Source organism: Actinophytocola sp. (assembly GCF_049647105.1).
GTDB lineage: Bacteria > Actinomycetota > Actinomycetes > Mycobacteriales > Pseudonocardiaceae > Actinophytocola.
Genome location: NZ_JBARWZ010000297.1, coordinates 17,932 through 40,572 on the forward strand (window position 1 = coordinate 17,932; position 22,641 = coordinate 40,572).

The 22,641-nt window shown below is 70.4% G+C and carries 24 protein-coding genes; 15 read left to right on the forward strand and 9 right to left on the reverse strand.

Annotated features, from left to right (window positions below; translation table 11 throughout):
• Positions 1-190 precede the first annotated feature (190 nt).
• The gene (dapD, locus tag WBA97_RS36255; RefSeq protein WP_424235539.1) at positions 191-1,162 is read right to left on the reverse strand and encodes a 2,3,4,5-tetrahydropyridine-2,6-dicarboxylate N-succinyltransferase; all 972 of its coding nucleotides are present in this window, start codon (positions 1,160-1,162) and stop codon (positions 191-193) included.
• Between the two features lie 43 nt (positions 1,163-1,205).
• On the opposite strand from dapD, the gene dapE reads away from it, so the two are divergent.
• The 8 genes from dapE (at position 1,206) to WBA97_RS36295 (ending at position 6,879) form a co-directional block, all read left to right on the forward strand.
• Complete coding sequence (gene dapE / locus WBA97_RS36260; RefSeq protein WP_424235540.1) at positions 1,206-2,270, forward strand: succinyl-diaminopimelate desuccinylase; 1,065 nt, start codon at positions 1,206-1,208, stop codon at positions 2,268-2,270.
• Positions 2,271-2,393: 123 nt separating this feature from the next.
• Entirely contained in the window at positions 2,394-2,717 is a 324-nt protein-coding gene (locus tag WBA97_RS36265) for a DUF6235 family protein (protein ID WP_424235541.1), read from the forward strand.
• A gap of 26 nt (positions 2,718-2,743) precedes the next feature.
• Positions 2,744-3,289, forward strand: a complete 546-nt coding sequence (locus WBA97_RS36270; RefSeq protein WP_424235542.1) for an NADAR family protein — start codon at positions 2,744-2,746, stop codon at positions 3,287-3,289.
• Between the two features lie 10 nt (positions 3,290-3,299).
• Positions 3,300-4,070, forward strand: coding sequence for a TIGR00730 family Rossman fold protein (locus WBA97_RS36275; RefSeq protein ID WP_424235543.1), 771 nt, complete (start codon positions 3,300-3,302; stop codon positions 4,068-4,070).
• A gap of 147 nt (positions 4,071-4,217) precedes the next feature.
• Positions 4,218-5,033: a dihydropteroate synthase gene (gene folP / locus WBA97_RS36280; RefSeq protein ID WP_424235575.1), complete on the forward strand. Its 816-nt coding sequence runs from the start codon at positions 4,218-4,220 to the stop codon at positions 5,031-5,033.
• Positions 5,033-5,953 (forward strand): glucosyl-3-phosphoglycerate synthase, encoded by a 921-nt coding sequence (locus tag WBA97_RS36285; protein ID WP_424235544.1) that lies wholly within the window; start codon positions 5,033-5,035, stop codon positions 5,951-5,953. Before folP ends, WBA97_RS36285 begins: the two co-directional genes overlap by 1 nt.
• Before the next feature lie 33 nt (positions 5,954-5,986).
• Positions 5,987-6,301 carry a DivIVA domain-containing protein gene (locus WBA97_RS36290; protein ID WP_424235545.1) on the forward strand — a complete coding sequence of 105 codons (315 nt, stop codon included), beginning with the start codon at positions 5,987-5,989 and terminating at the stop codon, positions 6,299-6,301.
• Positions 6,298-6,879, forward strand: coding sequence for a DNA-3-methyladenine glycosylase I (locus WBA97_RS36295; RefSeq protein WP_424235546.1), 582 nt, complete (start codon positions 6,298-6,300; stop codon positions 6,877-6,879). The genes WBA97_RS36290 and WBA97_RS36295 overlap by 4 nt, the downstream gene beginning before the upstream one ends.
• A 112-nt stretch (positions 6,880-6,991) precedes the next feature.
• Here the strand turns inward: WBA97_RS36295 and WBA97_RS36300 are convergent, their stop codons facing one another.
• On the reverse strand, positions 6,992-7,579 hold the full coding sequence (locus tag WBA97_RS36300) for a DUF4245 domain-containing protein (protein WP_424235547.1): 588 nt from the start codon (positions 7,577-7,579) through the stop codon (positions 6,992-6,994).
• 149 nt (positions 7,580-7,728) lie between these two features.
• Between WBA97_RS36300 and glpX the strand changes: the two genes are divergently transcribed.
• The 3 genes from glpX to WBA97_RS36315 all read left to right on the forward strand — a co-directional run bounded on the left by glpX (position 7,729) and on the right by WBA97_RS36315 (position 10,372).
• Positions 7,729-8,796: a class II fructose-bisphosphatase gene (glpX, locus tag WBA97_RS36305; RefSeq protein ID WP_424235548.1), complete on the forward strand. Its 1,068-nt coding sequence runs from the start codon at positions 7,729-7,731 to the stop codon at positions 8,794-8,796.
• Between the two features lie 138 nt (positions 8,797-8,934).
• Complete coding sequence (locus WBA97_RS36310) at positions 8,935-9,702, forward strand: S1 family peptidase (protein WP_424235549.1); 768 nt, start codon at positions 8,935-8,937, stop codon at positions 9,700-9,702.
• A gap of 103 nt (positions 9,703-9,805) precedes the next feature.
• Positions 9,806-10,372: a L,D-transpeptidase gene (locus WBA97_RS36315; protein ID WP_424235550.1), complete on the forward strand. Its 567-nt coding sequence runs from the start codon at positions 9,806-9,808 to the stop codon at positions 10,370-10,372.
• Positions 10,373-10,412: 40 nt separating this feature from the next.
• Here WBA97_RS36315 and WBA97_RS36320 read toward each other — a convergent pair whose 3' ends face one another.
• Together WBA97_RS36320 and WBA97_RS36325 are read right to left on the reverse strand one after the other, a co-directional pair.
• Positions 10,413-10,697: a hypothetical protein gene (locus tag WBA97_RS36320; protein WP_424235551.1), complete on the reverse strand. Its 285-nt coding sequence runs from the start codon at positions 10,695-10,697 to the stop codon at positions 10,413-10,415.
• 157 nt (positions 10,698-10,854) lie between these two features.
• Complete coding sequence (locus tag WBA97_RS36325) at positions 10,855-11,850, reverse strand: NAD(P)/FAD-dependent oxidoreductase (protein ID WP_424235552.1); 996 nt, start codon at positions 11,848-11,850, stop codon at positions 10,855-10,857.
• A gap of 90 nt (positions 11,851-11,940) precedes the next feature.
• On the opposite strand from WBA97_RS36325, the gene WBA97_RS36330 reads away from it, so the two are divergent.
• Positions 11,941-13,335, forward strand: coding sequence for a class II fumarate hydratase (locus WBA97_RS36330; protein WP_424235553.1), 1,395 nt, complete (start codon positions 11,941-11,943; stop codon positions 13,333-13,335).
• Here WBA97_RS36330 and WBA97_RS36335 read toward each other — a convergent pair.
• Entirely contained in the window at positions 13,287-14,201 is a 915-nt protein-coding gene (locus WBA97_RS36335) for a DMT family transporter (RefSeq protein ID WP_424235554.1), read from the reverse strand. The two genes, WBA97_RS36330 and WBA97_RS36335, sit on opposite strands and share 49 nt — an antisense overlap.
• A gap of 47 nt (positions 14,202-14,248) precedes the next feature.
• Here WBA97_RS36335 and WBA97_RS36340 point away from each other — a divergent pair, with 47 nt between their 5' ends.
• On the forward strand, positions 14,249-15,625 hold the full coding sequence (locus WBA97_RS36340; protein ID WP_424235555.1) for a PLP-dependent aminotransferase family protein: 1,377 nt from the start codon (positions 14,249-14,251) through the stop codon (positions 15,623-15,625).
• Here WBA97_RS36340 and WBA97_RS36345 read toward each other — a convergent pair.
• Positions 15,612-16,631 (reverse strand): MerR family transcriptional regulator, encoded by a 1,020-nt coding sequence (locus tag WBA97_RS36345; protein WP_424235556.1) that lies wholly within the window; start codon positions 16,629-16,631, stop codon positions 15,612-15,614. The genes WBA97_RS36340 and WBA97_RS36345 overlap by 14 nt on opposite strands.
• A gap of 52 nt (positions 16,632-16,683) precedes the next feature.
• Positions 16,684-17,895 carry a pentapeptide repeat-containing protein gene (locus WBA97_RS36350; RefSeq protein WP_424235557.1) on the reverse strand — a complete coding sequence of 404 codons (1,212 nt, stop codon included), beginning with the start codon at positions 17,893-17,895 and terminating at the stop codon, positions 16,684-16,686.
• A gap of 32 nt (positions 17,896-17,927) precedes the next feature.
• On the opposite strand from WBA97_RS36350, the gene WBA97_RS36355 reads away from it, so the two are divergent.
• Positions 17,928-19,451, forward strand: coding sequence for an ATP-dependent DNA ligase (locus WBA97_RS36355; RefSeq protein WP_424235558.1), 1,524 nt, complete (start codon positions 17,928-17,930; stop codon positions 19,449-19,451).
• Between the two features lie 13 nt (positions 19,452-19,464).
• A complete protein-coding gene (locus tag WBA97_RS36360) occupies positions 19,465-20,937 on the forward strand; it encodes a GuaB1 family IMP dehydrogenase-related protein (protein ID WP_424235559.1) in 1,473 nt (490 codons plus the stop codon).
• 204 nt (positions 20,938-21,141) lie between these two features.
• Here the strand turns inward: WBA97_RS36360 and WBA97_RS36365 are convergent, their stop codons facing one another.
• Positions 21,142-21,510 (reverse strand): hypothetical protein, encoded by a 369-nt coding sequence (locus tag WBA97_RS36365; protein WP_424235560.1) that lies wholly within the window; start codon positions 21,508-21,510, stop codon positions 21,142-21,144.
• Between the two features lie 379 nt (positions 21,511-21,889).
• Entirely contained in the window at positions 21,890-22,570 is a 681-nt protein-coding gene (locus WBA97_RS36370; protein WP_424235561.1) for a DUF998 domain-containing protein, read from the reverse strand.
• Between the last annotated feature and the right edge of the window lie 71 nt (positions 22,571-22,641).

Genomic DNA, 22,641 nt, shown 5'->3' on the forward strand with positions numbered 1-22,641 from the left:
TGCACAGCCCTGCGCCTCGCGGCCGCCGCCTCAGGGGAAGTGCTAGTCCGCCTCCCCGGATTCAAAAGTGTTGGTCCCGCCCCAGCAACACCCAGGACCGCAGGCGGTTAGTGGCTGAGTGCCGTCACGTTCCCCTGAGGTAACCGCTGATCGGGCCCAGACCTTCCATCAAAGATCCAAAGGACACGCTCTAGTTGGAATGCAGGGCCGCGTTCAGCTCCACGCCCGCTCCGGTCCGCGCCACGACCTCGACGGCGCCGGTCGCGGAGTTGCGGCGGAACAGCAGCGCGTCCCGGCCGGACAGCTCACGTGCCTTCACGAGCGTCCCGTCCGGCAGCGTCACCTTCGTCCCGGCCGTGACGTACAGCCCGGCCTCGACGATGCAGTTGTCGCCCAGCGAGATCCCGATGCCGGCGTTGGCGCCGATGAGGCAGCCGGCGCCGAGCGAGATGGTCTCCTTGCCGCCGCCGGACAACGTGCCCATGATCGACGCGCCGCCGCCGACATCGGACCCGTCGCCGACCACCACGCCCGCCGAGATCCGGCCCTCGACCATCGACGCGCCCAGCGTGCCCGCGTTGTAGTTGACGAAGCCCTCGTGCATGACGGTCGTCCCGGTCGCGAGGTGCGCACCGAGCCGCACCCGGTCCGCGTCCGCGATCCGCACACCGGCCGGGATCACGTAGTCCACCATCCTGGGGAACTTGTCGACCCCGTACACGGTGACCTGCCCCCGGGCCCGCAGCCGCAGGCGGGTGGCGGAGAACCCGTCGACGGGGCACGGCCCGTGGTTGGTCCACACCACGTTGGACAGCAGCCCGAAGACGCCGTCGAGGTTGCACCCGTGCGGCGGCACGAGCCTGCTGGAAAGCAGATGCAGCCGCAGGTAGACGTCGTAGGCGTCGGCGGGCGGCGCGGACAGGTCGATCGTGCCGGTGCGCACCGCGACCACCTCGACGGCCCGGTCGACGTCCGGGCCGAGCAGCGCCGACACCCCGGCGCCGAGCTCGTCGGTGGCCTGCTGCTCGGACAGGCGCTGCGTGCCCGGCACGGCGTTGTCGTCCAGCTTGGGGTTCGGGAACCAGGTGTCGAGCACGGTGCCGTCGTCGGCGACCGTCGCGAGGCCGACGCCGAGCGCTCCGGTGGTGTCTGCACTAGTCACGGCCTCAACGGTAGCCAACGGTCCCCTGGGTAGCGTGTCGGGCGTGCCCGTTGAACTCGATCTTGCCGGTGACCCTGTCGAGCTGACCGCCGCGCTGGTGGACATCCCCAGCGTGTCCGGGGACGAGGCCATGATCGCCGACTCGGTCGAGGCCGCGCTGCGCACGCGGGCACCGCACCTCGAGGTGATCCGCTCCGGCAACTCGGTGCTGGCCCGCACCACGCTGGGCCGCCGGTCGCGGGTGGTCATGGCGGGCCACCTGGACACCGTGCCGGTCAACGACAACCTGCCGCTGCGCAGGACCGAGGGCAGGCTGCACGGCCTCGGCACGGTCGACATGAAGGGCGGCGACGCGGTCATGCTGCACCTCGCGGCGACCCTGCCAACGCCGCGCCACGACGTGACGTTCGTGTTCTACGACTGCGAGGAGATCGAGGCGGTCCGCAACGGCCTGCGCCGCATCGAGCGCGAGCTGCCGGACTGGCTGGCAGGCGACCTGGCGATCGTGTGCGAGCCGTCGAACGCGGTGGTTGAGGCGGGCTGCCAGGGCACGATGCGGATCGAGGTGCGCACGACCGGCAGGCGGGCCCACACGGCCAGGGCATGGATGGGCGAGAACGCGATCCACGCCCTGTCGGGCGCGCTGGCGACGCTGGCCGCGTACGACGCCCGCACGGTCGACATCGACGGTTGCACCTACCGCGAGGGCCTGCAGGCGGTACGCGTCGGCGGTGGGGTGAGCGGCAACGTGGTCCCGGACGAGGCCGTGCTGACCGTCAACCACCGCTTCGCCCCGGACCGCGGCCCTGCCGAGGCGGAGGCCCACCTGCGCACGGTGTTCTCCGGCTACGACGTGACGGTGACCGACGTCGCGGCGGGTGCGCTGCCTGGCCTGTCGGCGCCCTCGGCGGCGGAGCTGGTGGCCGCCGCGGGCGGCGACCCGGTGGCGAAGCTGGGCTGGACGGACGTGGCCCGCTTCGCCGCACTGGGCATGCCGGCGGTGAACTTCGGCCCAGGCGACCCCACGCTCGCGCACACGCAGCAGGAGAACGTGCCGACCGAGGACATCACCCGCTGCGCGGCCGTGCTGGCGAACTTCCTGGTCTGAGGGCGACTTCTTCCAGATTGCTCACCTGGCGGATCCGCGCGACCATTGATTGACGGTGTTATGTAACGCCGATATCTTTAGGAGTATCAGGCGCACAGCACTCCCCAGCAGATCGGAATCGTCATGAACGACTTCCAGAACCAGTCCGAGGCCGTCGCGCAGACCCGCTGCCAGCTGCAGAACGGCTGGGACCTGCTGACGGACTGGAGTGAGACCGCCTCCCAGACCCGCAGAAACGCCGTCTACGCCGCGCTCTTCTCGATGCTCGACCGGACGATCTTCAGCACGCACCAGGTCATCGACGACCCCCGGCAGCCCGCCGAGTTCTTCGTGGCCGTCAAGGACGGCCTCGTGCTCAAGCTCCGGGTCAACAACTTCGAGTCCTTCGACATCACCTACATCGGCGCCTTGGAGCAGGCACCCGGGTTCGAATTCGGTCGCGCCTGACGAAGCCCTGCGCCACCATGTGCGGCATGCGATCCGTTGCCGACGTGGAGAAGGCGCTCGCCGACGGCGAGCGGGTGCGGTTCCTGTTCTTCTGGGGCCACCAGGGCGCCCCGTCCGGCAAAGGCTGTCTCAGCCAGTGGTTCCCCGCTCCGTTCACCGAGAACGAGCACACCTTCGCCACCGCGGAGCACTACATGATGTGGCGCAAGGCGATCCTGTTCGACGACCAGCGCACCGCCACGCGAATCCTCGCCGCCGACCACCCGAAGCAGGCCAAGGACCTCGGCCGCCAGGTCAGGAACTTCGACCCGGCCGCATGGGAGGCGCGCCGCTTCGAGTCCGTGGTCGACGGCAACACCCTCAAGTTCACCCAGCACGACGAGATGCGAGCCTTCCTGCGCGGCACCGGCGACGAGGTGCTCGTCGAAGCCAGCCCGCTCGACCGCGTCTGGGGCATCGGCCTGGCAGCGGACGACCCCCGCGCAGGGGACCCGGCGCAGTGGCGGGGCCCCAACCTCCTTGGCTTCGCACTCGGTGCCGTTCGCGACCGTCTCCTCGGACGAGGCGAATAGACTCGCGCGGGTGACTATTCAGCAGGAGGACAACGAGCACCCGGCCGAGAAGCAGCGCGGACCTGTCGTACTGCGCAGGTCGCGGCGGGTGGAGGCGTCCACGACCGACCAGCGGCTGCTCGACTCCCGGGGCAAGGGCGACTGGGTCCACACCGACCCGTGGCGGGTCATGCGCATCCAGGCCGAGTTCGTCGAGGGCTTCGGCGCGCTCGCCGAGGTGCCGCGCGCGGTCACCGTCTTCGGGTCCGCGCGCACGCAGCGGGACCACGCGGAGTACAAGCTCGGCATGGACATCGGCGCGGCGCTGGCCCGCGCCGGTTACGCGTCGATCACCGGCGGCGGGCCCGGTGCCATGGAGGCGGTCAACCGCGGCTGCTCCGAGGCGGGTGGGCTGTCGATCGGCCTCGGCATCGAGCTGCCGTTCGAGCAGGGCCTGAACCCGTGGGTCGACCTCGGCGTCAACTTCCGGTACTTCTTCGCCCGCAAGACGATGTTCATCAAGTACTCCCAGGCGTTCATCTGCCTGCCCGGCGGGTTCGGCACGCTCGACGAGCTGTTCGAGGCGCTGACCCTGGTGCAGACCAAGAAGGTCACCAAGTTCCCCGTTGTCCTGTTCGGACAGTCCTACTGGGAGGGTCTGTACAACTGGCTGCGGGACAGTCTCGTGGCCGAGGGCAAGATCGGGGAGAAGGACCTCGCGCTGCTGCACCTCACCGACGATGTCGACGACGCCGTGCGGGTGGTCGAGGAGGCCTACCAGGCCTGGGAAGAGGCACACTGAGGGTCCTGCCCGGCAGGTTTCCCCGAGGTCACCAATTGTGACCTCGGTGTATCGCGTCCGGCTTTCCCCCACACCCCGTGGCACGCTTGGGACGTGAGCACACTTCGCTTCGGCGGCCGGGAGGTCACCCAGGACCGCGCACTGGTGATGGCGATCGTCAACCGCACCAGGGACTCCTTCTACGACCGTGGCGCCACCTTCGGTGACCGGGAGGCGCTCGCCGCGGTGGACCGCGTGGTCGCGGAGGGCGCCGACATCGTCGACGTCGGCGGCGTCCGGGCGGGCGCGCACGGCGAGCACGTCGGCGCGGACGAGGAGATCCGCCGGGTCGTGCCGTTCGTCGAACAGGTGCGGGAGCGCTACCCGCACCTCGTGATCAGCGTCGACACGTGGCGGCACGAGGTCGGCCGGGCGGCCTGCGTCGCGGGTGCCGACCTGATCAACGACACCTGGGCGGGTGCGGACCCCCTGCTCGCCGAGGTGGCCGCCGAGTTCGGCGCGGGCATCGTCTGCTCCCACACCGGCGGCGCGACGCCACGCACGGACCCGCACCGCGTCCGGTACCTGGACGTGGTGGCCGAGGTCGTCGCCGAGCTGGTCGCCCGCGCGGAGCGGATGGTGGCGCTCGGCGTGCCCCGGGAAGGGGTGCTGATCGACCCGACACACGACTTCGGCAAGAACACCTGGCACGGCCTCGAGTTGCTGCGGCGGCTCGACGAGCTGGTGGACACCGGCTGGCCGGTTCTGATGGCGTTGTCCAACAAGGACTTCATCGGTGAGACGCTCGGCGCGGCGGTGACCGACCGGGTGGACGGCACGCTCGCGGCGACGTCCGTCGCGGCAATGGCCGGCGCGCGGGTGTTCCGCGCGCACGAGGTGGCCAGAACCAGGAAGGTGGTCGAGATGGTGGCGAGCATCCGGGGCACCCGCCCGCCGGCCCGATGCCTGCGGGCACTTGCGTGATGCACGACGACGCGCGCGCGTGGTTCGCGGAGCGGACGTGGCAGAGCCCGGCGTGGACGATCGAGGACCTGGTGGCGGCCAAGGGCTCCCGCACGGTCAGCGTGGTGCTGCCCGCGCTGAACGAGGAGGCCACGGTCGCCGACGTGATCGCGTCGGTGCGGCCACTCGTCGGCTCCCTCGTCGACGAACTGATGGTGGTCGACTCGGGTTCGACGGACCGCACGGTCGAGGTGTCGCTCGCGGCGGGCGCCAAGGTGGTGCGCCGCGGCGACGTGCTGCCCGAGCTGGAACCGGTGCCCGGCAAGGGCGAGGTCCTGTGGCGGTCGCTGGCGGCGACCACCGGCGACCTGCTGGTGTTCCTCGACTCCGACCTCGTCGACCCGGACCCGGAGTTCGTGCCGAGGCTGCTCGGCCCGATGCTGATGGACCCGGACGTCCACCTGGTCAAGGGTTTCTACCGGCGGCCCCTGACGGCCGAGGGGTCGGCGGGGTCGGGTGGCGGCCGGGTGACCGAGCTGATGGCGCGGCCACTGCTGTCGACGCTGCGGCCCGAGCTGACCGGCGTGATCCAGCCGCTCGGCGGCGAGTACGCGGGCACCCGTGAGCTGCTGGAGTCGGTGCCGTTCGCGTCCGGCTACGGCGTGGAGATCGGGCTGCTGCTCGACGCGCACGCCATCGTCGGGCTGGCCGGGATCGCGCAGGTCAACCTGGGCGTGCGGCGGCACCGCAACCAGCCGCTGCGTGCGCTGGGCCTGATGGCCAGGCAGATCCTCGGCACCGCACTGGCGCGCTGCGGCATGCTCCCGTCGCACGCGGGTGCGCTGACGCAGTTCGTGCAGGTGGCCGACGAGTGGCTGCCGGACACCTCCGGAGTGGTGGTCGCGGACCGCCCACCGATGCGGTCACTGCTCGTGCGGTGAGTTCTGTCGGTGGCGTATGACACCATCCCTCGGGTGACAACGGCACTGATCTACCTGGTCGTCATGATGCTCGTGGCGGCCGTGGTGTTCCTGCTGGCCTCGGTCGTCTTCGGGCGGGGGGAGGAGCTGCCCGCGCTGCCGCCGGGCGCCTCGCCCACCCGGCTGCCCTCGTCGGGGGTGACGGCCGAGGACGTGCGGAACGTCCGCTTCCAGCTGGTGGTCCGCGGCTACAAGATGTCCGAGGTCGACTGGGTCCTGCGCCGCCTGTCCGGCGAGCTGGAGGACTTACGCGCCGAGAACGCCGAGCTGCGGGAGCGTGCGGCGCACGGCGACGTGGACGCGCGATGACGGCCGCGCTGCCCGGCGCGGACGGGGTTCCGCGCTGCCCGTGGGGCAACTCGACCGAGGACTACGCGGCCTACCACGACACGGAGTGGGGCGTCGTGCTGCACGGCGAGGCCGCGCTGTACGAACGGCTCTCCCTCGAGGCGTTCCAGTCCGGGCTGTCGTGGCTGACGATCCTGCGCAAACGGGAGGGTTTCCGCGGCGCGTTCGCGGAGTTCGAGCCCAAGCGGGTCGCGGAGTTCGGTCCCGGCGACGTCGAGCGGCTGATGAACGACGCGTCGATCGTGCGCAACCGCGCCAAGATCGACGCGACGATCCGCAACGCCCGCGCCATCGCCGAGCTGGACACCCCACTCGACGACCTCCTGTGGTCGTTCGCGCCGAGCAGGCACAAGCGCCCGAAGCTGCTCTCGGACGTCCCGGCGATCACCGACGAGTCGAAGGCCATGGCGAAGGCGCTGAAGAAGCGCGGCTTCTCGTTCGTCGGCCCCACCACGGCCTACGCGCTGATGCAGGCCACCGGCATGGTCGACGACCACCTGACGAGCTGCTGGCGGGGCAGTCCGCCTCCCCGGGATTAACGGTGTCGGTCACGTCCCAGCGAACGATGCGGACAGCCGGTGGATTGGCTGAGCGCCGTCACGGTCCCCTGAGGTTCCTGCTGGTCGGCGCGAGACCCCGCCAGCCCTTTCCTCAGCCACGCGACAGCGGAGTCGCGTTCTGGGCGGCCGCGGCGAGCTGCCGGAACTCCGCCTCCTGCGCGCTGCCGGTGATCAGCACGACGACGCCGTCCAGGTCCGCCACCCAGGCGGGCTCGTCCCGGCGCCCTGGGTAGGTCGTCCAGGTCACGCCGTCGACCTCGACGGTGCCGTTCGCCTTCGGCGGTTCGGCCTGCCCGGTCTCCTTGGCGACGACCTCACCCGCGTCCCCGCCGGACTGGCTGAGCTGCAGGAACGCGCCCGAGGAGGTCACGTAGCCCACCCGCACGACCACGCTGGCCGTGGCGCCGGCACCCACGGCCGTCGTCGACGCCGAGTTGGGCCGCCACCCAGCGGGCACCCTGGGCTCGCGCACGGCGAACGCGGCCGACCTGGCGGCCCGCTCCAGCTCACCGGACGCGTCCGCGCTCGGCGCCGTCTTCGGGTCGACGGTCGGCCCGCCGGGGCTGAACGAGCAGCCGCCGTAGAACGCGAGCACCGCGCCGATGATCAACAGGAGCACGACCATCGCACCGATCATGTCCCGCATCCGCAGGCTGCCACGTGCAGGCTTGTCCGTCACGTACGCCATCGTCGCAAACCGCGGGAGACGTCCCTCACGCGCGCTCAGCGACCACGGCATCCCGAAGTCTGGGAGGATCGGCTGGTCCGTGATGTGCGCGACTGCGTTTACTGATCGCTCCGCAAGCTCCGCGATTCCGGGAGGACGGCATGACCACCACGACCCAGCCCACCAGCCAAGACCGCAGGCCGGAAGAGCCCGACCGCAACCTCGCGCTGGAACTGGTCCGGGTCACCGAGGCCGCCGCCATGGCCGCGGGCCGCTGGGTCGGCCGCGGTGACAAGAACGGCGGCGACGGCGCGGCGGTCGACGCCATGCGCAAGCTCATCGGCACGGTGTCGATGCGTGGTGTCGTGGTCATCGGCGAGGGCGAGAAGGACCAGGCGCCGATGCTGTACAACGGCGAGCAGGTCGGCAACGGCGAGGGCCCCGACTGCGACGTGGCGGTCGACCCGATCGACGGCACCACGCTGATGTCGAAGGGCATGCCGAACGCGATCGCGGTGCTGGCGGCCACCGAGCGGGGCGCCATGTTCGACCCGTCGGCCGTGTTCTACATGGAGAAGCTCGCGGTCGGCCCGGAAGCGGCTGACGTCATCGACATCACCGCCCCGGTCGCGGAGAACATCCGCCGCGTCGCGAAGGCCAAGCAGACCGACGTGTCCGACGTGACCGTGTGCATCCTCGACCGGGCCCGGCACGCCGACCTGGTCAAGGCGGTCCGCGAGGCGGGCGCCCGCATCCACTTCATCTCCGACGGCGACGTCGCGGGCGCCATCTCCGCCGCCCGGCCCAACACCGGTGTCGACATGCTGATCGGCATCGGCGGCACGCCGGAGGGCATCATCGCGGCGTGCGCGCTGAAGTGCATGGGCGGCGAGATCCAGGGACGGCTGTGGCCCAAGGACGACGCGGAGCGCGAGAAGGCCATCGACGCCGGGCACGACCTGGACCGCGTGCTGCGGACCGAGGATCTGGTAAGTGGTGACAACGCGTTCTTCTGCGCGACCGGCATCACCGACGGCGATCTGCTACGCGGGGTGCACTACCGCAGCGGCGGCTGCACCACCCAGTCCATCGTGATGCGCTCGAAGTCCGGCACCGTCCGGATGATCGATGGCTTCCACCGCTTGGAAAAGCTGCGTCGATACTCCACAGTGGACTTCGACCGGCTGGCCGAAGCGGCGGCGGAACAACAGATCCCGCCACTGCCCTAGAACGTCCACAAAGGACTACACCGACGATAGTAGGGAATTCCCCTCGGTCCTACTTTCGACGGTGTCTGGTTTCCGCGCAGGTCAACTACCTTCCGCTGATGTGCCCAGGTCGGGCACGGGGCAGTGGAGGGAGAGAGAATGCGGGCACGTTCTCTGGTCGTGGGCCTTCTCACCGGCGCGGCGACAGTACTGGCGGGAATGGGGACGGCGGCGGCCGACGAACCCGGTGTGACGCCGATGATCGTGGGTGGCGGCGACGCCGATCAGACCTACTCGTTCATGGTCTCCTTGCAGGACGGCGGCAGCCACTTCTGCGGCGGTTCGCTGATCAGCGCCGACTGGGTGCTGACCGCGGCGCACTGCGTGCAGGGCACGGCGCCGGAAAGTGTGGGGCTGCGGATCGGCAGCAACGAGTACGCCTCTGGCGGTGAGGAGGCGCAGGCCGCCGAGATCATCGTCCACGAGGGCTACGACGGCGTCTCCGCGGGCAACGACATCGCGCTGGTCAAGCTGGCCGCACCGGCCGCGTCGGCGCCGGTCGCGCTGGCGGGGGACGCGCCGGTCGGCACCGCATCGCGGCTGCTCGGATGGGGTCAGACCTGCCCGCAGCCGGGTGGCTGCGGCGCACCGGACTTCCTCCAGCAGCTTGACGTCTCCGTGGTCGACGCCGGTGACTGCACCGGCATCGACGGTGCGCTGGAGCTGTGCACCAGCAACCCCGGCGGCACCGCGGGCGCCTGCTACGGCGACTCGGGTGGCCCGCAGGTCGTTGGCGACGCCGGCGGCTGGCAGCTGATCGGCGTGACGAGCCGCAGTGGCAACGGCGACTCGACCTGCGCGACGGGCCCGTCGATCTACACGGACGCGACGTCCTACGCGGACTGGATCGCACAGCACACTGGATGATGTTTGGCCCGAAATGCCGCATTCGCCCGGCGAATGCGGCATTTCGTGTGTCACGGTTGGATCACCGTGACAACGCCGGGGTGGTCTGTGGCGTCTTCACGACATGCGCACGAGACTGTGGGTGGGCGTCGCGATCGCGAGCATCGGACTGCTGTCGGCGTGCGCGAGCACCCCAACCGCCGCGCCGAGCCCGACCACACCACCGGTGACGACGACCGCCACGACGCCGACCACCGTGCCGGCCGTGCCCATGCCGCCGCTGCCCAAGGTGGCGGCCGCGAACGAGACGATCGTGAAGAAGGCCCCGCCGCCACCCGCGGGCGTCCCGTGCGGCGCCGGGGTCGACGCGTGCATCGACCTGTCGGCGAACAAGACGTGGCTGATCAACGATGGCGCCGTGGCCTTCGGCCCGGCCCAGATCACGCACGGCCGCCCGGGCCACGAGACACCCCCCGGCACGTTCCACGTGGGCTGGAAGGACATCGACCACAAGTCGAGCGAGTTCAACGACGCGCCGATGCCGTTCTCGGTGTTCTTCAACGGTGGGATCGCGTTCCACCAGGGCAGCCTGAGCGCCCTGTCCCACGGCTGCATCCACCTGTCGCGGTCGGCCGCCGAGACGTTCTACAACGGCCTGGCAGTGGGCGACACCGTGCAGGTGGTCCCGTAGCAGTGCGCTGCTGCCGGGGCTGCGCCCCCCGGTTGCCACGCTACCCGCGACCACCGACAACCCCGGCCCGCCGAGGCGGAGTTGTCCACAGCATCCACAGCCATCCACAGCCCGGCGCTGCGCGCCCCGTCCCTGTCGGTCCCTGCCCGTACGCTGGCAACCGGGGGCCGGAGGCCGCCGCCCTGCGGCGGCGCCACACCACGATCGCCCCCACGTACGACACGACCATCACCACGGCCGCGAGCACCCGCGACACCACCAGGTACAGCACCCCGTCCAGGTACTCCGCGATGAACCCATCCGGGTCGCCGTTCCGCCCGCGCAACCAGTTCAGCTGGTCCGCCTCCCCGGCCTTAAAAGTGTTGGTTTCGAACCCAGCGCATCCTCGGACCGCAGGCGGTTAGTGGCTGGGTGCCGTCACGTTCCCCTGAGGTCACTGCTGGTCAGGCTCAGACCCTCGCACAAAGATCCGCGCCGGGGTTCTAGCTCACGTCGCTTGAATGGCCTGGGAACAGGTGTGCTTCCGGGTTGAGTGCCACCGCGATGTTGTTGACCGCCGTCGCCGCCTCGCCGAAACCGGTCGCGATCAGCTTGACCTTGCCCGGGTAGGCGGCGATGTCGCCGGCCGCGTAGATCAGTTCCCGTGCCGTCTTCATCGTGGTGTCGACGGCGACCGCACGCCGCGTGATCTCCAGGCCCCACGACTCGATCGGCCCGAGGTCGGCGGTGAATCCCAGTGCCGCCACCACGGTCTGCGCGGGCAGCACCACGGGCGCCGGGTCGGACGCGATCGCCAGCTCGACCTCGGCCAGCCCCCCGTCGCCGCCACGCAGCTCGGTCACCTGCGCGTCGGTGATGATCGGCACGCCCAGCTCCCGCACCTGCCGCACGGTCGCCGCGAACGCCCGGAACTTGTTGCGGCGGTGGACAATCGTCACCGACCGCGCGATGGGGTGCAGCGACAGCGCCCAGTCGAACGCCGAGTCGCCGCCACCGACGACGACCACGTCCTGGTCGCGGTGTTCCTCCAGCACCGGCACGAAGTGCACCATCCCGCGCCCGAGCCACCCGTCGCCGGCAGGCAGTGGCCGAGGCGTGAACTCACCCATGCCCGCGGTGATCAGGATCGCGCCGGCCCGCAGCTCGGCACCGTTGTCCAACCCGACCACGTAGCCGCCGCCGTCGGCTTCGGTGACCGTGCGGGCCTTGCGCCCCAGCAGGTACGTCGGCTTGAACTGGTCCGCCTGCTCGACCAGCGCCGACACCAGGTCGCGCCCGATGATCGTCGGGAACCCGGCCACATCGAAGATCTTCTTCTCCGGGTACATGGCCGTCACCTGACCGCCCGCTTCCGGCAGCGAGTCGACGATCGCCGTGGACAGTTCGCGGAAGCCCGCGTAGTAGGCCGCGTACAGGCCGGTCGGACCCGCTCCGACGATCAGCAGGTCAACCTCGGACGGGGTCACTACGGAACTCATACGCACCTACCCGGCGTGGTGGGAGAACGTGTCCGGCAACACCACAAGCTACCCGGGCGCGCGCCGCGTTGGGCGATCAAAATGGTTTCCATGACCGAGAATCAGTTCAGGATCGAGCACGACACGATGGGCGAGGTCAGGGTTCCCTCGGACGCGCTGTGGCGGGCCCAGACCCAGCGCGCCGTCGAGAACTTCCCCATCTCCGGCCGAGGTCTGGAACGCACACAGATCCGCGCGCTCGGCCTGCTCAAAGGGGCCACCGCGCGTGTAAACGAACGTCTCGGCGTGCTGGACGCCGACGTCGCGAAGGCCATCGCCGCCGCGGCGGACGAGGTCGCGGAAGGCCGGCACGACGACCACTTCCCGATCGACGTGTTCCAGACCGGCTCCGGCACGTCGTCGAACATGAACGCCAACGAGGTGATCGCGACCATCGCCACGCGCGCCCTCGGCCGCGACGTGCACCCGAACGACCACGTCAACGCGTCGCAGTCGTCGAACGACACGTTCCCGACGACCATCCACGTCGCCGCGACCGAGGCCGTCGTCCGCGACGTCATCCCGGCGTTGACGCACCTCGCCGAGGTCGTCGAGGACCGGGCCGCCGAGTGGGCCGACCTGGTGAAGTCCGGCCGCACACACCTGATGGACGCGGTGCCGGTGACGCTCGGCCAGGAGGCGGGCGCGTGGGCCGCGCAGGTCCGCTACGGCATCGAGCGCCTCACCGACACGCTGCCCAGGCTCGGTGAGCTGCCGATCGGCGGCACCGCGGTCGGCAGCGGCCTGAACGCGCCCGACGGGTTCGGGGCGGCGGTCGCCGATGAGCTTGCGCGGCTGACCGACCTGCCACTGACCGAGGCTCGAGACCACTTCGAGGCCCAGGCCTCGCAGGACAGTGTCGTCGAGGTGTCCGGTCAGCTCCGGGCCGTCGCGGTGGCGCTGTTCAAGATCGCCAACGACGTGCGCTGGCTCGGCTCCGGCCCGCGCACCGGGCTGGGCGAGCTGGCGCTGCCGGACCTGCAGCCGGGCAGCTCGATCATGCCGGGCAAGGTAAACCCGGTGATCTCCGAGGCCACGATGATGGTGGTCGCGCAGGTCATCGGCAACGACGCGGCGGTAGCGTTCGCGGGCACGCAGGGCAACTTCCAGCTCAACGTGATGCTGCCGGTCATCGCGCGGAACGTGCTGGAGTCGGCCCGCCTGCTGTCCTCGGTCGCGCGGCTGCTGGCGGACAAGGTGTTCGCCGGTGCCGAGGCCAACGCGGAGCGCATGCGGGAGCTGGCCGAGTCGTCGCCGTCGATCGTCACGCCGCTGAACCGCTACCTCGGCTACGAGGAGGCGGCGTCGATCGCGAAGGAGTCGCTCAAGGAACGCAAGACGATCCGCGAGGTCGTGCTGGCCCGTGGCCACGTCACGAACGGCAAGCTGACCGAGGCTCAGCTCGACGAGGCACTCGACGTGCTGCGCATGGCGCGCGGCGGCTGAGCGAGCCCGAGGGCACAACCGGTGGCGACCAGCAGCGCGCCGCCGGCCGCGACCAGCGTCAACTGCTGGCGCCCCAGCACCACGGCCGCCACGAGCCCGGCGACCGGCATCAGCCCGACCAGCACCCCGGCCCGGTCGGCGCCGAGCACCGACACCCCGGTGTACCAGCACCCGAACGCGACCGCGGTGACCAGCGTCCCGAGCACGACGATCGCGGCCACCTCCGTCGAGGTCGGCGTCGGCCACGCCCTCGTGCCGCCGAGGACCGTGGTCAGCACGGCCCCGGCGACCGCGGCGAGCACGCACGACCACATCGACGCCGTCACCGCGCCCAGCCGGGCCACCACTCCCACCCCGCCGAGCGTGAACGCCACCTCGCACGCCATCACCAGCAACGCGAGCGCCAGCCCCGGCCCGTGCCACGACCCGCCGCCGCTCAGCACGACCACGCCGAGCCCCACGACCGTGGCCCCGACCACGGCGTACGGCGACGGCCGCCCGCCACGCAACGCGGGCGCGGCCACCGCGAGCACCAGCGGCGACGCACCAAGCATGGCCGCGATGAAGCCGGGCGTCGCGTATCGCTGCCCCGCGAGGATCGCCGCGTTGAACCCGAGCATGCCGAACCCGACCATCACGCCCAGGCCGACCAGATCCTTCGCGGTCGGCACCGCTACCCGTCGCCCGGTCATGAGGAGCCAGCCGAGCAGCAGCACCGCGCCGATGCCGTAGCGAATGGCCTGCGCGGGCAGCACGGGGTAGCCGTCGAGCAAGCCGGTGACCGGCACAGAGGCCCCGACGAGTACGGAGGCGAACGCGGCGAGCCCCACGGCATGCCCGGCCCGGAAGGTGGTCTCGAGTTGCACGACCACACCCTCGCTGAATTATTGGTACATATGTAAGCTCCACTTCGATGAGTTCTAACTGGACCACTTTGCGGGAGTTGCTCCTCCCCGACGACGCGTCCGGCCGGGGCCGCGCCGTCGAGTCCGCCCTGCGCACAGCCATCCGCGACGGACAGCTCGCCCCGGGCCTGCGCCTCCCGTCGAGCCGCGACCTCGCCACCCAGCTCGGCGTGGCCCGTGGCACGGTGACCGCCGCGTACGGCCAGCTCACCGCGGAGGGCTACCTGACCGCGAAGCGCGGCTCGGGCACGACGGTCGCGACCACCTTGGCCGCCCCGGCACCGGTCCCACCCCCGGCACCCAGGACCCGTCAGTGGCGCTACGACCTGCGCCCGGGCCTGCCCGCGCTGAGCGAGTTCCCCCGCGCCGAGTGGGTGGCGGCCACCCGCGCGGCGCTGGCCGAGCTACCGGACGAGGCGCTGGGCTACCCCGACCCGGCAGGCCTGCCGGAACTCCGCACGGAACTGGCCGCGTACCTGGGCCGGGTCCGCGCGGTCACCGCGACCGCGGACGACGTGGTGATCACCCACGGCGGCGCGGAGGCCCTGTCGATGCTCGCGGCCGTGCTGCGCACACACGGCCACGACGCGATCGGCGTCGAGGACCCCGGCCACCCCGGTCAGGCGGCCCTGCTGCGCGAGCACGGCCTGCGCCCGGTCCCGGTCCCGGTGGACTGCGACGGACTGGTGGTGTCCGCGGTGCCGTCGTCCGTCCGCGCGGTCGTGGTGACGGCCGCCCACCAGTTCCCGCTCGGCACGACGCTCCACCCGGCACGCAGGCACGCGCTGCTGGCATGGGCTCGCGAGCACGACGGCGTGATCATCGAGGACGACTACGACGCCGAGCACCGCTACGACCGCCCCGCGTTACGCGCGATGCAGCCGATGGACCCGAACCACGTGGCGTACCTGGGAAGCGTGAGCAAGACGCTCGCGCCCGCCCTGCGACTGGGCTGGCTGGTACTGCCATCCGCGTTGCGCGCGAACATCGTGTCCCGCAAGCAATTGACTGATCTCGGTTGTTCTCCTCTCCCTCAGGCCGCGTTCGCGAGGCTGCTGCGTGGCGGTGGCCACGACCGCCACCTGCGCCGCACGCGTTCCGCCTACCGCCGCCGTCGTGATGCGCTGTTGGCGGCGGTGGCGGAACACGTGCCGGCATGGCAACCGATTGGCATCGCGGCCGGACTTCATGTTGTTCTCAGGCTACCTGCGGGGACCGACGATTCTCTTGTCTCGCAACGATTGGATGACGCAGGCATCCACGCACCCGCCCTGTCCGGCTACACGCAGTTGGGCACGTACCCCGGACTGGTGATTGGCTACGCCGCCACCTCACCCGATCGATTACGGGAAGCAGTAAGGGAAATCGCGGTCACTGTGCAATGAGGTGGGCGACGACGCAGCTGATGTTGTCGGGCCCGCCCGCGTCGTTGGCGAGCCGCACGAGCCGGTCGACGGCCTGCTGCGGTTCGTCGTCGGCGAGCACCCGCCGGATCGTGCCGAGGTCGAGCACGGTGTGCAGCCCGTCGGACGAGAGCAGATAACGGTCCCCCGCCTGGACATCCCGCACCTGCACACCGGGGCTCAGGTCGCCGGTGAGCGCCTTGAGGAGGATGGACCGCCTCGGGTGCGACGCGACCTCGTCCGGCGTCAGCTTCCCCTCGTCCACCATGGACTGCACCACCGTGTCGTCGTGCGTGATCTGGAACAGCTCGCCGCCACGCAGGAGGTAGGCACGCGAGTCGCCGATGTGGACGAGCCCGAGCTGCGACCCTTCCCAGATGAGCGCGGTGAGCGTGGTGCCGCTGTCGTCGAGCCCTTTCACGGCCGCACTGGCCCGGTGCGCGGCGTCGTCCATGGCGTTGAGGAGGTCGCCGACCGCGACCTGGCGGACGGCGTCGACGGCGGCCCGCGAGGCCCCGGCCCCGTGGTCCCCGAACCCGTCGGCGACGGCGAGGACCTTCTCCCCGGCGAACGCGAAGTCCTGGTTAGCGGCCCTGACCAGCCCCCGGTCGGTGCGAACGGCGTACTTGACGGCAAACGATGTGGACATGACGGCGCCCTTTCCGGACAGATACTCGACGAGGACGGCCGCGAGCTGCCGCTTGTTCTCGGTGTCGGCCTCCACCCCCTGCCAGTACCCGGCGACCGCCTGCGCGGCCTGCGCGGCCGGCATGCCGACCACGTCCCGGATCTCGGCGAGCGGCATCCCGATCCGCCGCAGCCAGGCCACGACCCGCGCCGTCTCCAGCTGGCCGGGCGAGTACCGCCGGTACCCGTTGAACGGATCCACGGCGGCGGGCCGCAGCAGCCCGAGCTCGTCGTACAGCCGCAAGGCCTTGGCGGACAAGCGGGACGCCCTGGCGAACTCGCCGATGGTGAGCAGCTCCACGATCCCTCCTCGTTCGGACCTCGTCAGCGTGGGCCTTGCCCCTTGGTCAAGGTCAACGCTTCACCCGCGCACGGATCGCCAGCACGGCCAGTGCGAGCAGCACCGGCCCGAGGAACCGCGCGACGAGCACGGTCCACTCGCCGGCTGCGGTCAGCTCCGTCCGATCGTCCCGGAACACCACGGCACCCACCGCGATCCGCGCCGCCATCCCGAAGTCCTGCCCCCACACGGTAAGCAAACCGGTGACCACGGAAACCACCACAACGAGCCAGGCCAACGCCCGTAAGGCCCGCTGCCCGTATCCGGAGAGCAACCAGTAGCACCAAAGAATCATCCGCTCGGCGAGAGACGACTCTTTCGAGTGCCGTCGGCACTCCATCTCCCCGTAGTAGAAGTCCCCCGCACCGGCCTCGTTCTTGCTGTCCTCCAACGACTTCCGCAACGCCCGGTACGTTGCCCCAACCCGGGCAGGCGGTTCCTTCCCCTCATCGGCCAGCATCCGCCGCCGTGCCCGCCACCGCGACCGCGGCCTGGCGAACGTCGTCCTGCCGTCGATGCGCAGCTGCTCCAACCGGTGCGCACCGAGGAAGTAGCAGTTGCTCAGATCGGCGTCGGTCAGCACCAGGTTGCTGACATCGCTGCCGGACAGCGAGGCCACCTTCGCCCCGTGGATCGTCGACGCGGCGCCGAAATAGGTGCCGTTCGCGTCCACCTCGCCGGTCGTCTCGAGCAGCAACCCGCCGTCGAACTGGGCGTCCACGAGCTCCACGTGCTCGGCCTCGATGTCCAGGGACACGCGGTTCGCGAACCACGTCTCCGCCAGGTCGACGTCCCCTGCCGCCAGCGGCCCCAGGTACGCCCTACCGGGGAAACGCGCCCCCCGAAAGGAGAGCACCGACGCGAACGCCATGCCGTCGAAGGAGGCCAGGTGACCGAAGTGGACGTCGCTGAAGCGCGCCACGCCCCTGACCTCGCCGCCGGTGAACGAGGCTCGTCCACTGAACCAGGCGTGGTCGCACCGCAGCTCGCCGAACATGAAGGCCCTGTTCTCGTGGTCCCGGAACCGGTAGACGATCTCGACCAGCTTCGCCGAGTCGACCGCGGCGCCACGCAGGTCGAGGTCGCCACCGGGCCGCAGCCCGGCCAGGTCCTCCGCGTGCACCAGGCACCGCCGCTCCCATTCGCTCTGCGCGCCCCGGCAGCCCTCCTCGGTGCACACCGGCCAATGCGGGTCGAAGTCCGGGCGGGGATCCTCAGCCGGCATCGCAGCTCCAGAAATTGTCGGTGGTCCGGTGCATGATGGCTGACGTGTTGCTGAACGACGTGGTTGCCACCTCCTCGGTGGTTTCCGCGACCCGATCCCGGTTGGCCAAGGTGGACGCCCTGGCCGACCTGCTGCGTCGTGCCGGCGACCAGGTCCGTGCCGTCGTCGCGTTCCTGGCCGGGACGCCGCTGCAGGGCCGCATCGGCGCGGGCTGGCGGACGCTGGTCAAGCTGCGCGCCGAAGCCGCCGACCAGCCCGGTCTCACGATCGCCGAGGTCGACCGCACCTTCGACGAGGTGGCCGTGACCAGTGGGAAGGGCTCCACGGCCCGCCGGAACGAGTTACTGGGCGCTCTGTTCGGCGCCGCCACAAAGGCCGAACAGGACTTCCTCTTACGCCTGCTCACGGGTGAGCTCCGGCAGGGTGCGCTCGAGGGCATCATGCTCGACGCCATCGCGAAGGCGGCTGAGGTCGGCAAAGAGACCGTCCGGCGGGCGTTCATGCTCTCCGGGCAGTTACCCGACACCGCCGCGGCCGCACTCACCGGCGGCGCGGCGGCCCTTGACACGTTCGGGCTCCAGCTCGGCCGTCCCATCCGGCCCATGCTGGCGTCGCCTGCCGAGAACCTCGAGGAGGCGCTCACGGGTGGCCCGTGCGTGGTCGAGTACAAACTCGACGGTGCCCGCATCCAGGTGCACAAGGACGGCGACGAGGTCCACGTGTACACGCGCACGCTGCGGGAGATCACCGCCGCGGTGCCCGAGCTGGTGGAGCTGGTGCGGAACCTGCCTGCCCGGCAGGTCGTGCTCGACGGCGAGACCCTGGCGCTCGCGGACGACGGCGGGCCGCGGCCGTTCCAGGAGACCATGAGCCGGTTCGGGGCGACCAGCGAGCGTGAGCTGCTGCTGCACCCGTACTTCTTCGACTGCGTGCACCTCGACGGCACCGACCTGATCGACGCGCCGCTGCGGGAGCGCAACGCCGCGCTCCACAAGGCGGTCGGCGACCTGGTGATCCCAGGTGTGCTGGAGCCGTCGCAGGAGGAGGCCGACCAGGTGCTGGCCGACGCGCTGCGGCACGGGCATGAGGGTGTGGTGGTCAAGGCGCTCGACTCGGTCTACCAGGCGGGCAGGCGTGGCAAGTCGTGGCGGAAGGTCAAGCCGGTCCACACGCTCGACCTGGTGGTGCTGGCCGCGGAGTGGGGGCACGGGCGGCGCACCGGCACCCTGTCGAACCTGCATCTGGGCGCCCGCGACCCGGATGGTGGCCCGCCGGTCATGGTCGGGAAGACGTTCAAGGGCCTCACCGACGAGCTGCTGGCGTGGCAGACCAGCGAGTTCCCGAAGTACGAGGACCACAGGGACGACTGGGCGGTGTACCTGAAGCCGCACCTGGTGGTGGAGATCGCGCTCGACGGGGTGCAGGTCAGCACGCGGTACGCGGGCGGCGTCGCGTTGCGGTTCGCACGCGTCGTCCGGTACCGCCAGGACAAGGAGCCACCGGAGGCCGACACGATCGACACCGTGCGCGCCATGCTGCCGAAGGGAGGAGCATAAGTACGCTCAGCACGTGCGCTTCTACTCGGACACGCCCCCGTTCGACCTGACCTACGACGACGTCTTCCTGATGCCGAACCGCTCCGCGGTGGCATCGCGGTTCGACGTGGACCTGTCCACGTCGGACGGCACCGGGGCCACCATGCCGGTGGTCGTGGCCAACATGACGGCCGTCGCGGGCAAACGGATGGCGGAGGCCATGGCCCGCCGCGGTGGGCTGGTCGTGCTGCCGCAGGACGTTGACCCGGCCGCGGTCGGCGACATCGTGGCATGGGTCAAGTCACGCCACCCCGTTTGGGACACGCCGCTCGTGCTGACGCCGGGCGACGCGGTGGCGGACGCGATCAACCTGCTGCCGAAGCGCGCCCACGGTGCGGTGGTGATCGTCGACGAGCAGGCCCGCCCGGTCGGTGTGGTCGACGAGGCGGCCTGCGCAGGCGTGGACCGCTTCACGCGGCTGAGCGAGGTCGCGGACCCCAACGTGCTGACGATGCCGATCAGCGCCACGCCCCGCGAGGTGTTCGACCAACTGGACGGCCGCAACGCCAGGATCGCGCTTGGCGTCGACGAGCAGGGCAGGCTGGCCGGGGCGCTGACCGGTGTGGCCGCGCTGCGCGCCGAGCTGTACCGCCCGGCGCTGGACGCGCGCGGCCGCCTGCGGGTGGCGGCGGCGATCGGCGTGAACGGCGACGTGTCCGGCAAGGCGCAGGCGCTTCTGGACAACGAGGTGGACACGCTCGTCGCCGACACGGCACACGGCCACCAGGAGAAGATGATCTCCGCGCTGAAGGCCGTGCGCGCGGTCGTGGACGCGGCGGGCAGGAGCATCCAGCAGCACGGGCACGGCGGCGTCGCCGTGGTGGCGGGCAACGTGGTCACCGCGGAGGGCGTGCGTGATCTGGTGGCGGCGGGCGCGGACGTGATCAAGGTCGGCGTCGGCCCCGGCGCCATGTGCACGACCCGCATGATGACCGGCGTCGGCCGACCGCAGTTCTCCGCGGTGCTCGAGTGCTCGCAGGCAGCCCGCGAGCTGGGTGCCCGCGTGTGGGCCGACGGCGGTGTGCGGCACCCACGCGACGTGGCGTTGGCGCTGGCAGCGGGCGCGTCGAGTGTGATGGTCGGCTCGTGGTTCGCAGGCACGTACGAGTCCCCGGGTGATCTGCTGCGGGACGAGCAGGGCCAGCCGTACAAGGAGAGCTTCGGCATGGCGTCGAAGCGCGCGGTGACCGCGCGCACCCGAAGCGACAGCGCGTTCGACCGTGCCCGCAAGGCGCTGTTCGAGGAAGGCATCTCGACGTCACGCATGAAGCTGAACCCGGCTGCCCCAAGCGTGGAGGACCTGCTGGACGCCATCTGCTCGGGTGTCCGCTCGGCCTGCACCTACACCGGCGCGACCACGTTGGAGGAGTTCCACGCGAAAGCGGTGGTCGGCATCCAGTCGGCGTCGGGCTTCGCGGAAGGCGCACCCCTGCCGCGCGGCTGGTAGCGGAAATGTCGGCCGCTGACCTGCGCAAACTATCTCTAGCTGGCGTCGGCGGTACGCAACGGGTACACACGAACGCCGCGTCGACCACGGCCCGCGCCTTGTCGTGGGTGCTGTCGAACAGGTGGCCGTAGATGTCGGCGGTCACCTTGATGGAGGTGTGGCCGACATACTCTCGGGAAACATTTCCGGGCCCAGTTCCGTGCCTTAGTCCCGCTCGGCGCCGTCTGGCCAGATCACGGTGACGGGCAGGCCGCGTTTACGTGCGGCGTCCACGACGTCGGCGGTGCCGCCGTAGCCGCCGGAGGGTCCGCCGTCCCATACTGCGACAAGCGCGTTGATCGTGGACAGCACGTGCTCGCTCGCAGCCATATAGGCGTCCCGGTTGGACTCGGCGAACGGCATGATGTGAACGTCATCGGCCTTGCCGATCAGCTCGTCGAAATCTTGAGCGTTGTCAGGCTTGACCTTCCGGTCCCGGTAATCGGCGGCTGGCAGTACAACTTCCACGGCACCGCCATATTCCAGTACGACACGGGCGAAGATCTGATCGGCGCCACGCGCAAGGCAGGTCACGCCGACGAGGTCATCCGATGCGTACTGTTCGAGAGCGGTACGGATTCAGAGCTGACAAGCGGAGCAGTTGCTGTGGTCAGATTGGAGTGTCCGGAGATACCGATGCGTGGCACGGATAGAGATCCCTTTCAGGTGGTGACCAGGTCTCGAATGGCGTTGCGGGTATCGCGAACTTCGGGAAGCGTGGCGAACGGCGAGGACTCGCGGTGAAAGTCGGCGAGCTTGACTCCGACCCGTCCGTTTGCCCACGTGCAGGCTATCGGGAGCGCTTCGTTTATCAAGTTTGCGGCGTCGCGGGTCAAACACCATTTGATCTCAAATGCCCAGGTCAGCGGGGCACCAACGAGCGAATGGACCGTTCAATCGGCCGATGCCGCCGTCAGGCTGCCAGTGCGTACTCCGCAGGCGGGCGGGACACGACCCGCACCAGTTGTCCCAGCACCACCAGTTCCGCGACGAACAGCAACCGCTGCAGCAAACCGCTCAGCTCGCCGAGTGCGTCCGGCATCGGGCCGAGGTGGCATGTCAGGAACAGCGCCAGCAGCACCGACGCGACCGTGGCCCCCAGGTACAACGCGCGTCGCCTCGCCACTCGCCTCGCCACCAGTACCGCCGTGATCGGCACGCAGAAGAACACGACCCCGGCCGCATACCGGTGGATCAGCGCGGACAGTGTCACCGACACCTCACCGAGGTCGGTCGGGAACACCGCCGCCAGCAACAGACCCAGCATCGCCAGGCCAAGCGACAGTTTCGGCAGCACACCGGGGAGCAACCCGCGCGCCGCCAGTCCGACCGCGACACCCGCGCCCGCCACGCACATCGCGAGCAGTGCGGCCGGGAACATCCAGCCGGCACCCGGCACGAACACGTAGTCGGACATCGTCGTGTCCAGTGGACTCATCTGTCCGAACGCGACGATGTTGAGCCCGCCCATCAGCAGCGCGGCGAAAACCAGCCCGGCCACACCGAGGAAGACACCGACGGGCGCCGGCCGCGGCGCGGTGAGGACCACGCCGCGGACCGGCAGCGAGCGGGCGGTGAGAGCCAGGTTTGCCATGGCTCAACGGTCTCGTTCCGACGACCGTCAAACCATCAGGGAAGCTCCCGAATCAGACCGGGGGTTACCCC

Excerpts from the sequence above, each read along its gene's own strand:
- WBA97_RS36265 (WP_424235541.1), top strand. The coding sequence starts at position 2,394 with ATGAACGACTTCCAGAACCAGTCCGAGGCCGTCGCGCAGACCCGCTGC.
- WBA97_RS36270 (WP_424235542.1), top strand. The coding sequence starts at position 2,744 with ATGCGATCCGTTGCCGACGTGGAGAAGGCGCTCGCCGACGGCGAGCGG.
- folP (WP_424235575.1), top strand. The coding sequence starts at position 4,218 with ATGGCGATCGTCAACCGCACCAGGGACTCCTTCTACGACCGTGGCGCC.
- WBA97_RS36285 (WP_424235544.1), top strand. The coding sequence starts at position 5,033 with ATGCACGACGACGCGCGCGCGTGGTTCGCGGAGCGGACGTGGCAGAGC.
- WBA97_RS36295 (WP_424235546.1), top strand. The coding sequence starts at position 6,298 with ATGACGGCCGCGCTGCCCGGCGCGGACGGGGTTCCGCGCTGCCCGTGG.
- glpX (WP_424235548.1), top strand. The coding sequence starts at position 7,729 with ATGACCACCACGACCCAGCCCACCAGCCAAGACCGCAGGCCGGAAGAG.
- WBA97_RS36310 (WP_424235549.1), top strand. The coding sequence starts at position 8,935 with ATGCGGGCACGTTCTCTGGTCGTGGGCCTTCTCACCGGCGCGGCGACA.
- WBA97_RS36315 (WP_424235550.1), top strand. The coding sequence starts at position 9,806 with ATGCGCACGAGACTGTGGGTGGGCGTCGCGATCGCGAGCATCGGACTG.
- WBA97_RS36325 (WP_424235552.1), bottom strand. The coding sequence starts at position 11,850 with ATGAGTTCCGTAGTGACCCCGTCCGAGGTTGACCTGCTGATCGTCGGA.
- WBA97_RS36330 (WP_424235553.1), top strand. The coding sequence starts at position 11,941 with ATGACCGAGAATCAGTTCAGGATCGAGCACGACACGATGGGCGAGGTC.
- WBA97_RS36340 (WP_424235555.1), top strand. The coding sequence starts at position 14,249 with ATGAGTTCTAACTGGACCACTTTGCGGGAGTTGCTCCTCCCCGACGAC.
- WBA97_RS36350 (WP_424235557.1), bottom strand. The coding sequence starts at position 17,895 with ATGCCGGCTGAGGATCCCCGCCCGGACTTCGACCCGCATTGGCCGGTG.
- WBA97_RS36355 (WP_424235558.1), top strand. The coding sequence starts at position 17,928 with ATGATGGCTGACGTGTTGCTGAACGACGTGGTTGCCACCTCCTCGGTG.
- WBA97_RS36370 (WP_424235561.1), bottom strand. The coding sequence starts at position 22,570 with ATGGCAAACCTGGCTCTCACCGCCCGCTCGCTGCCGGTCCGCGGCGTG.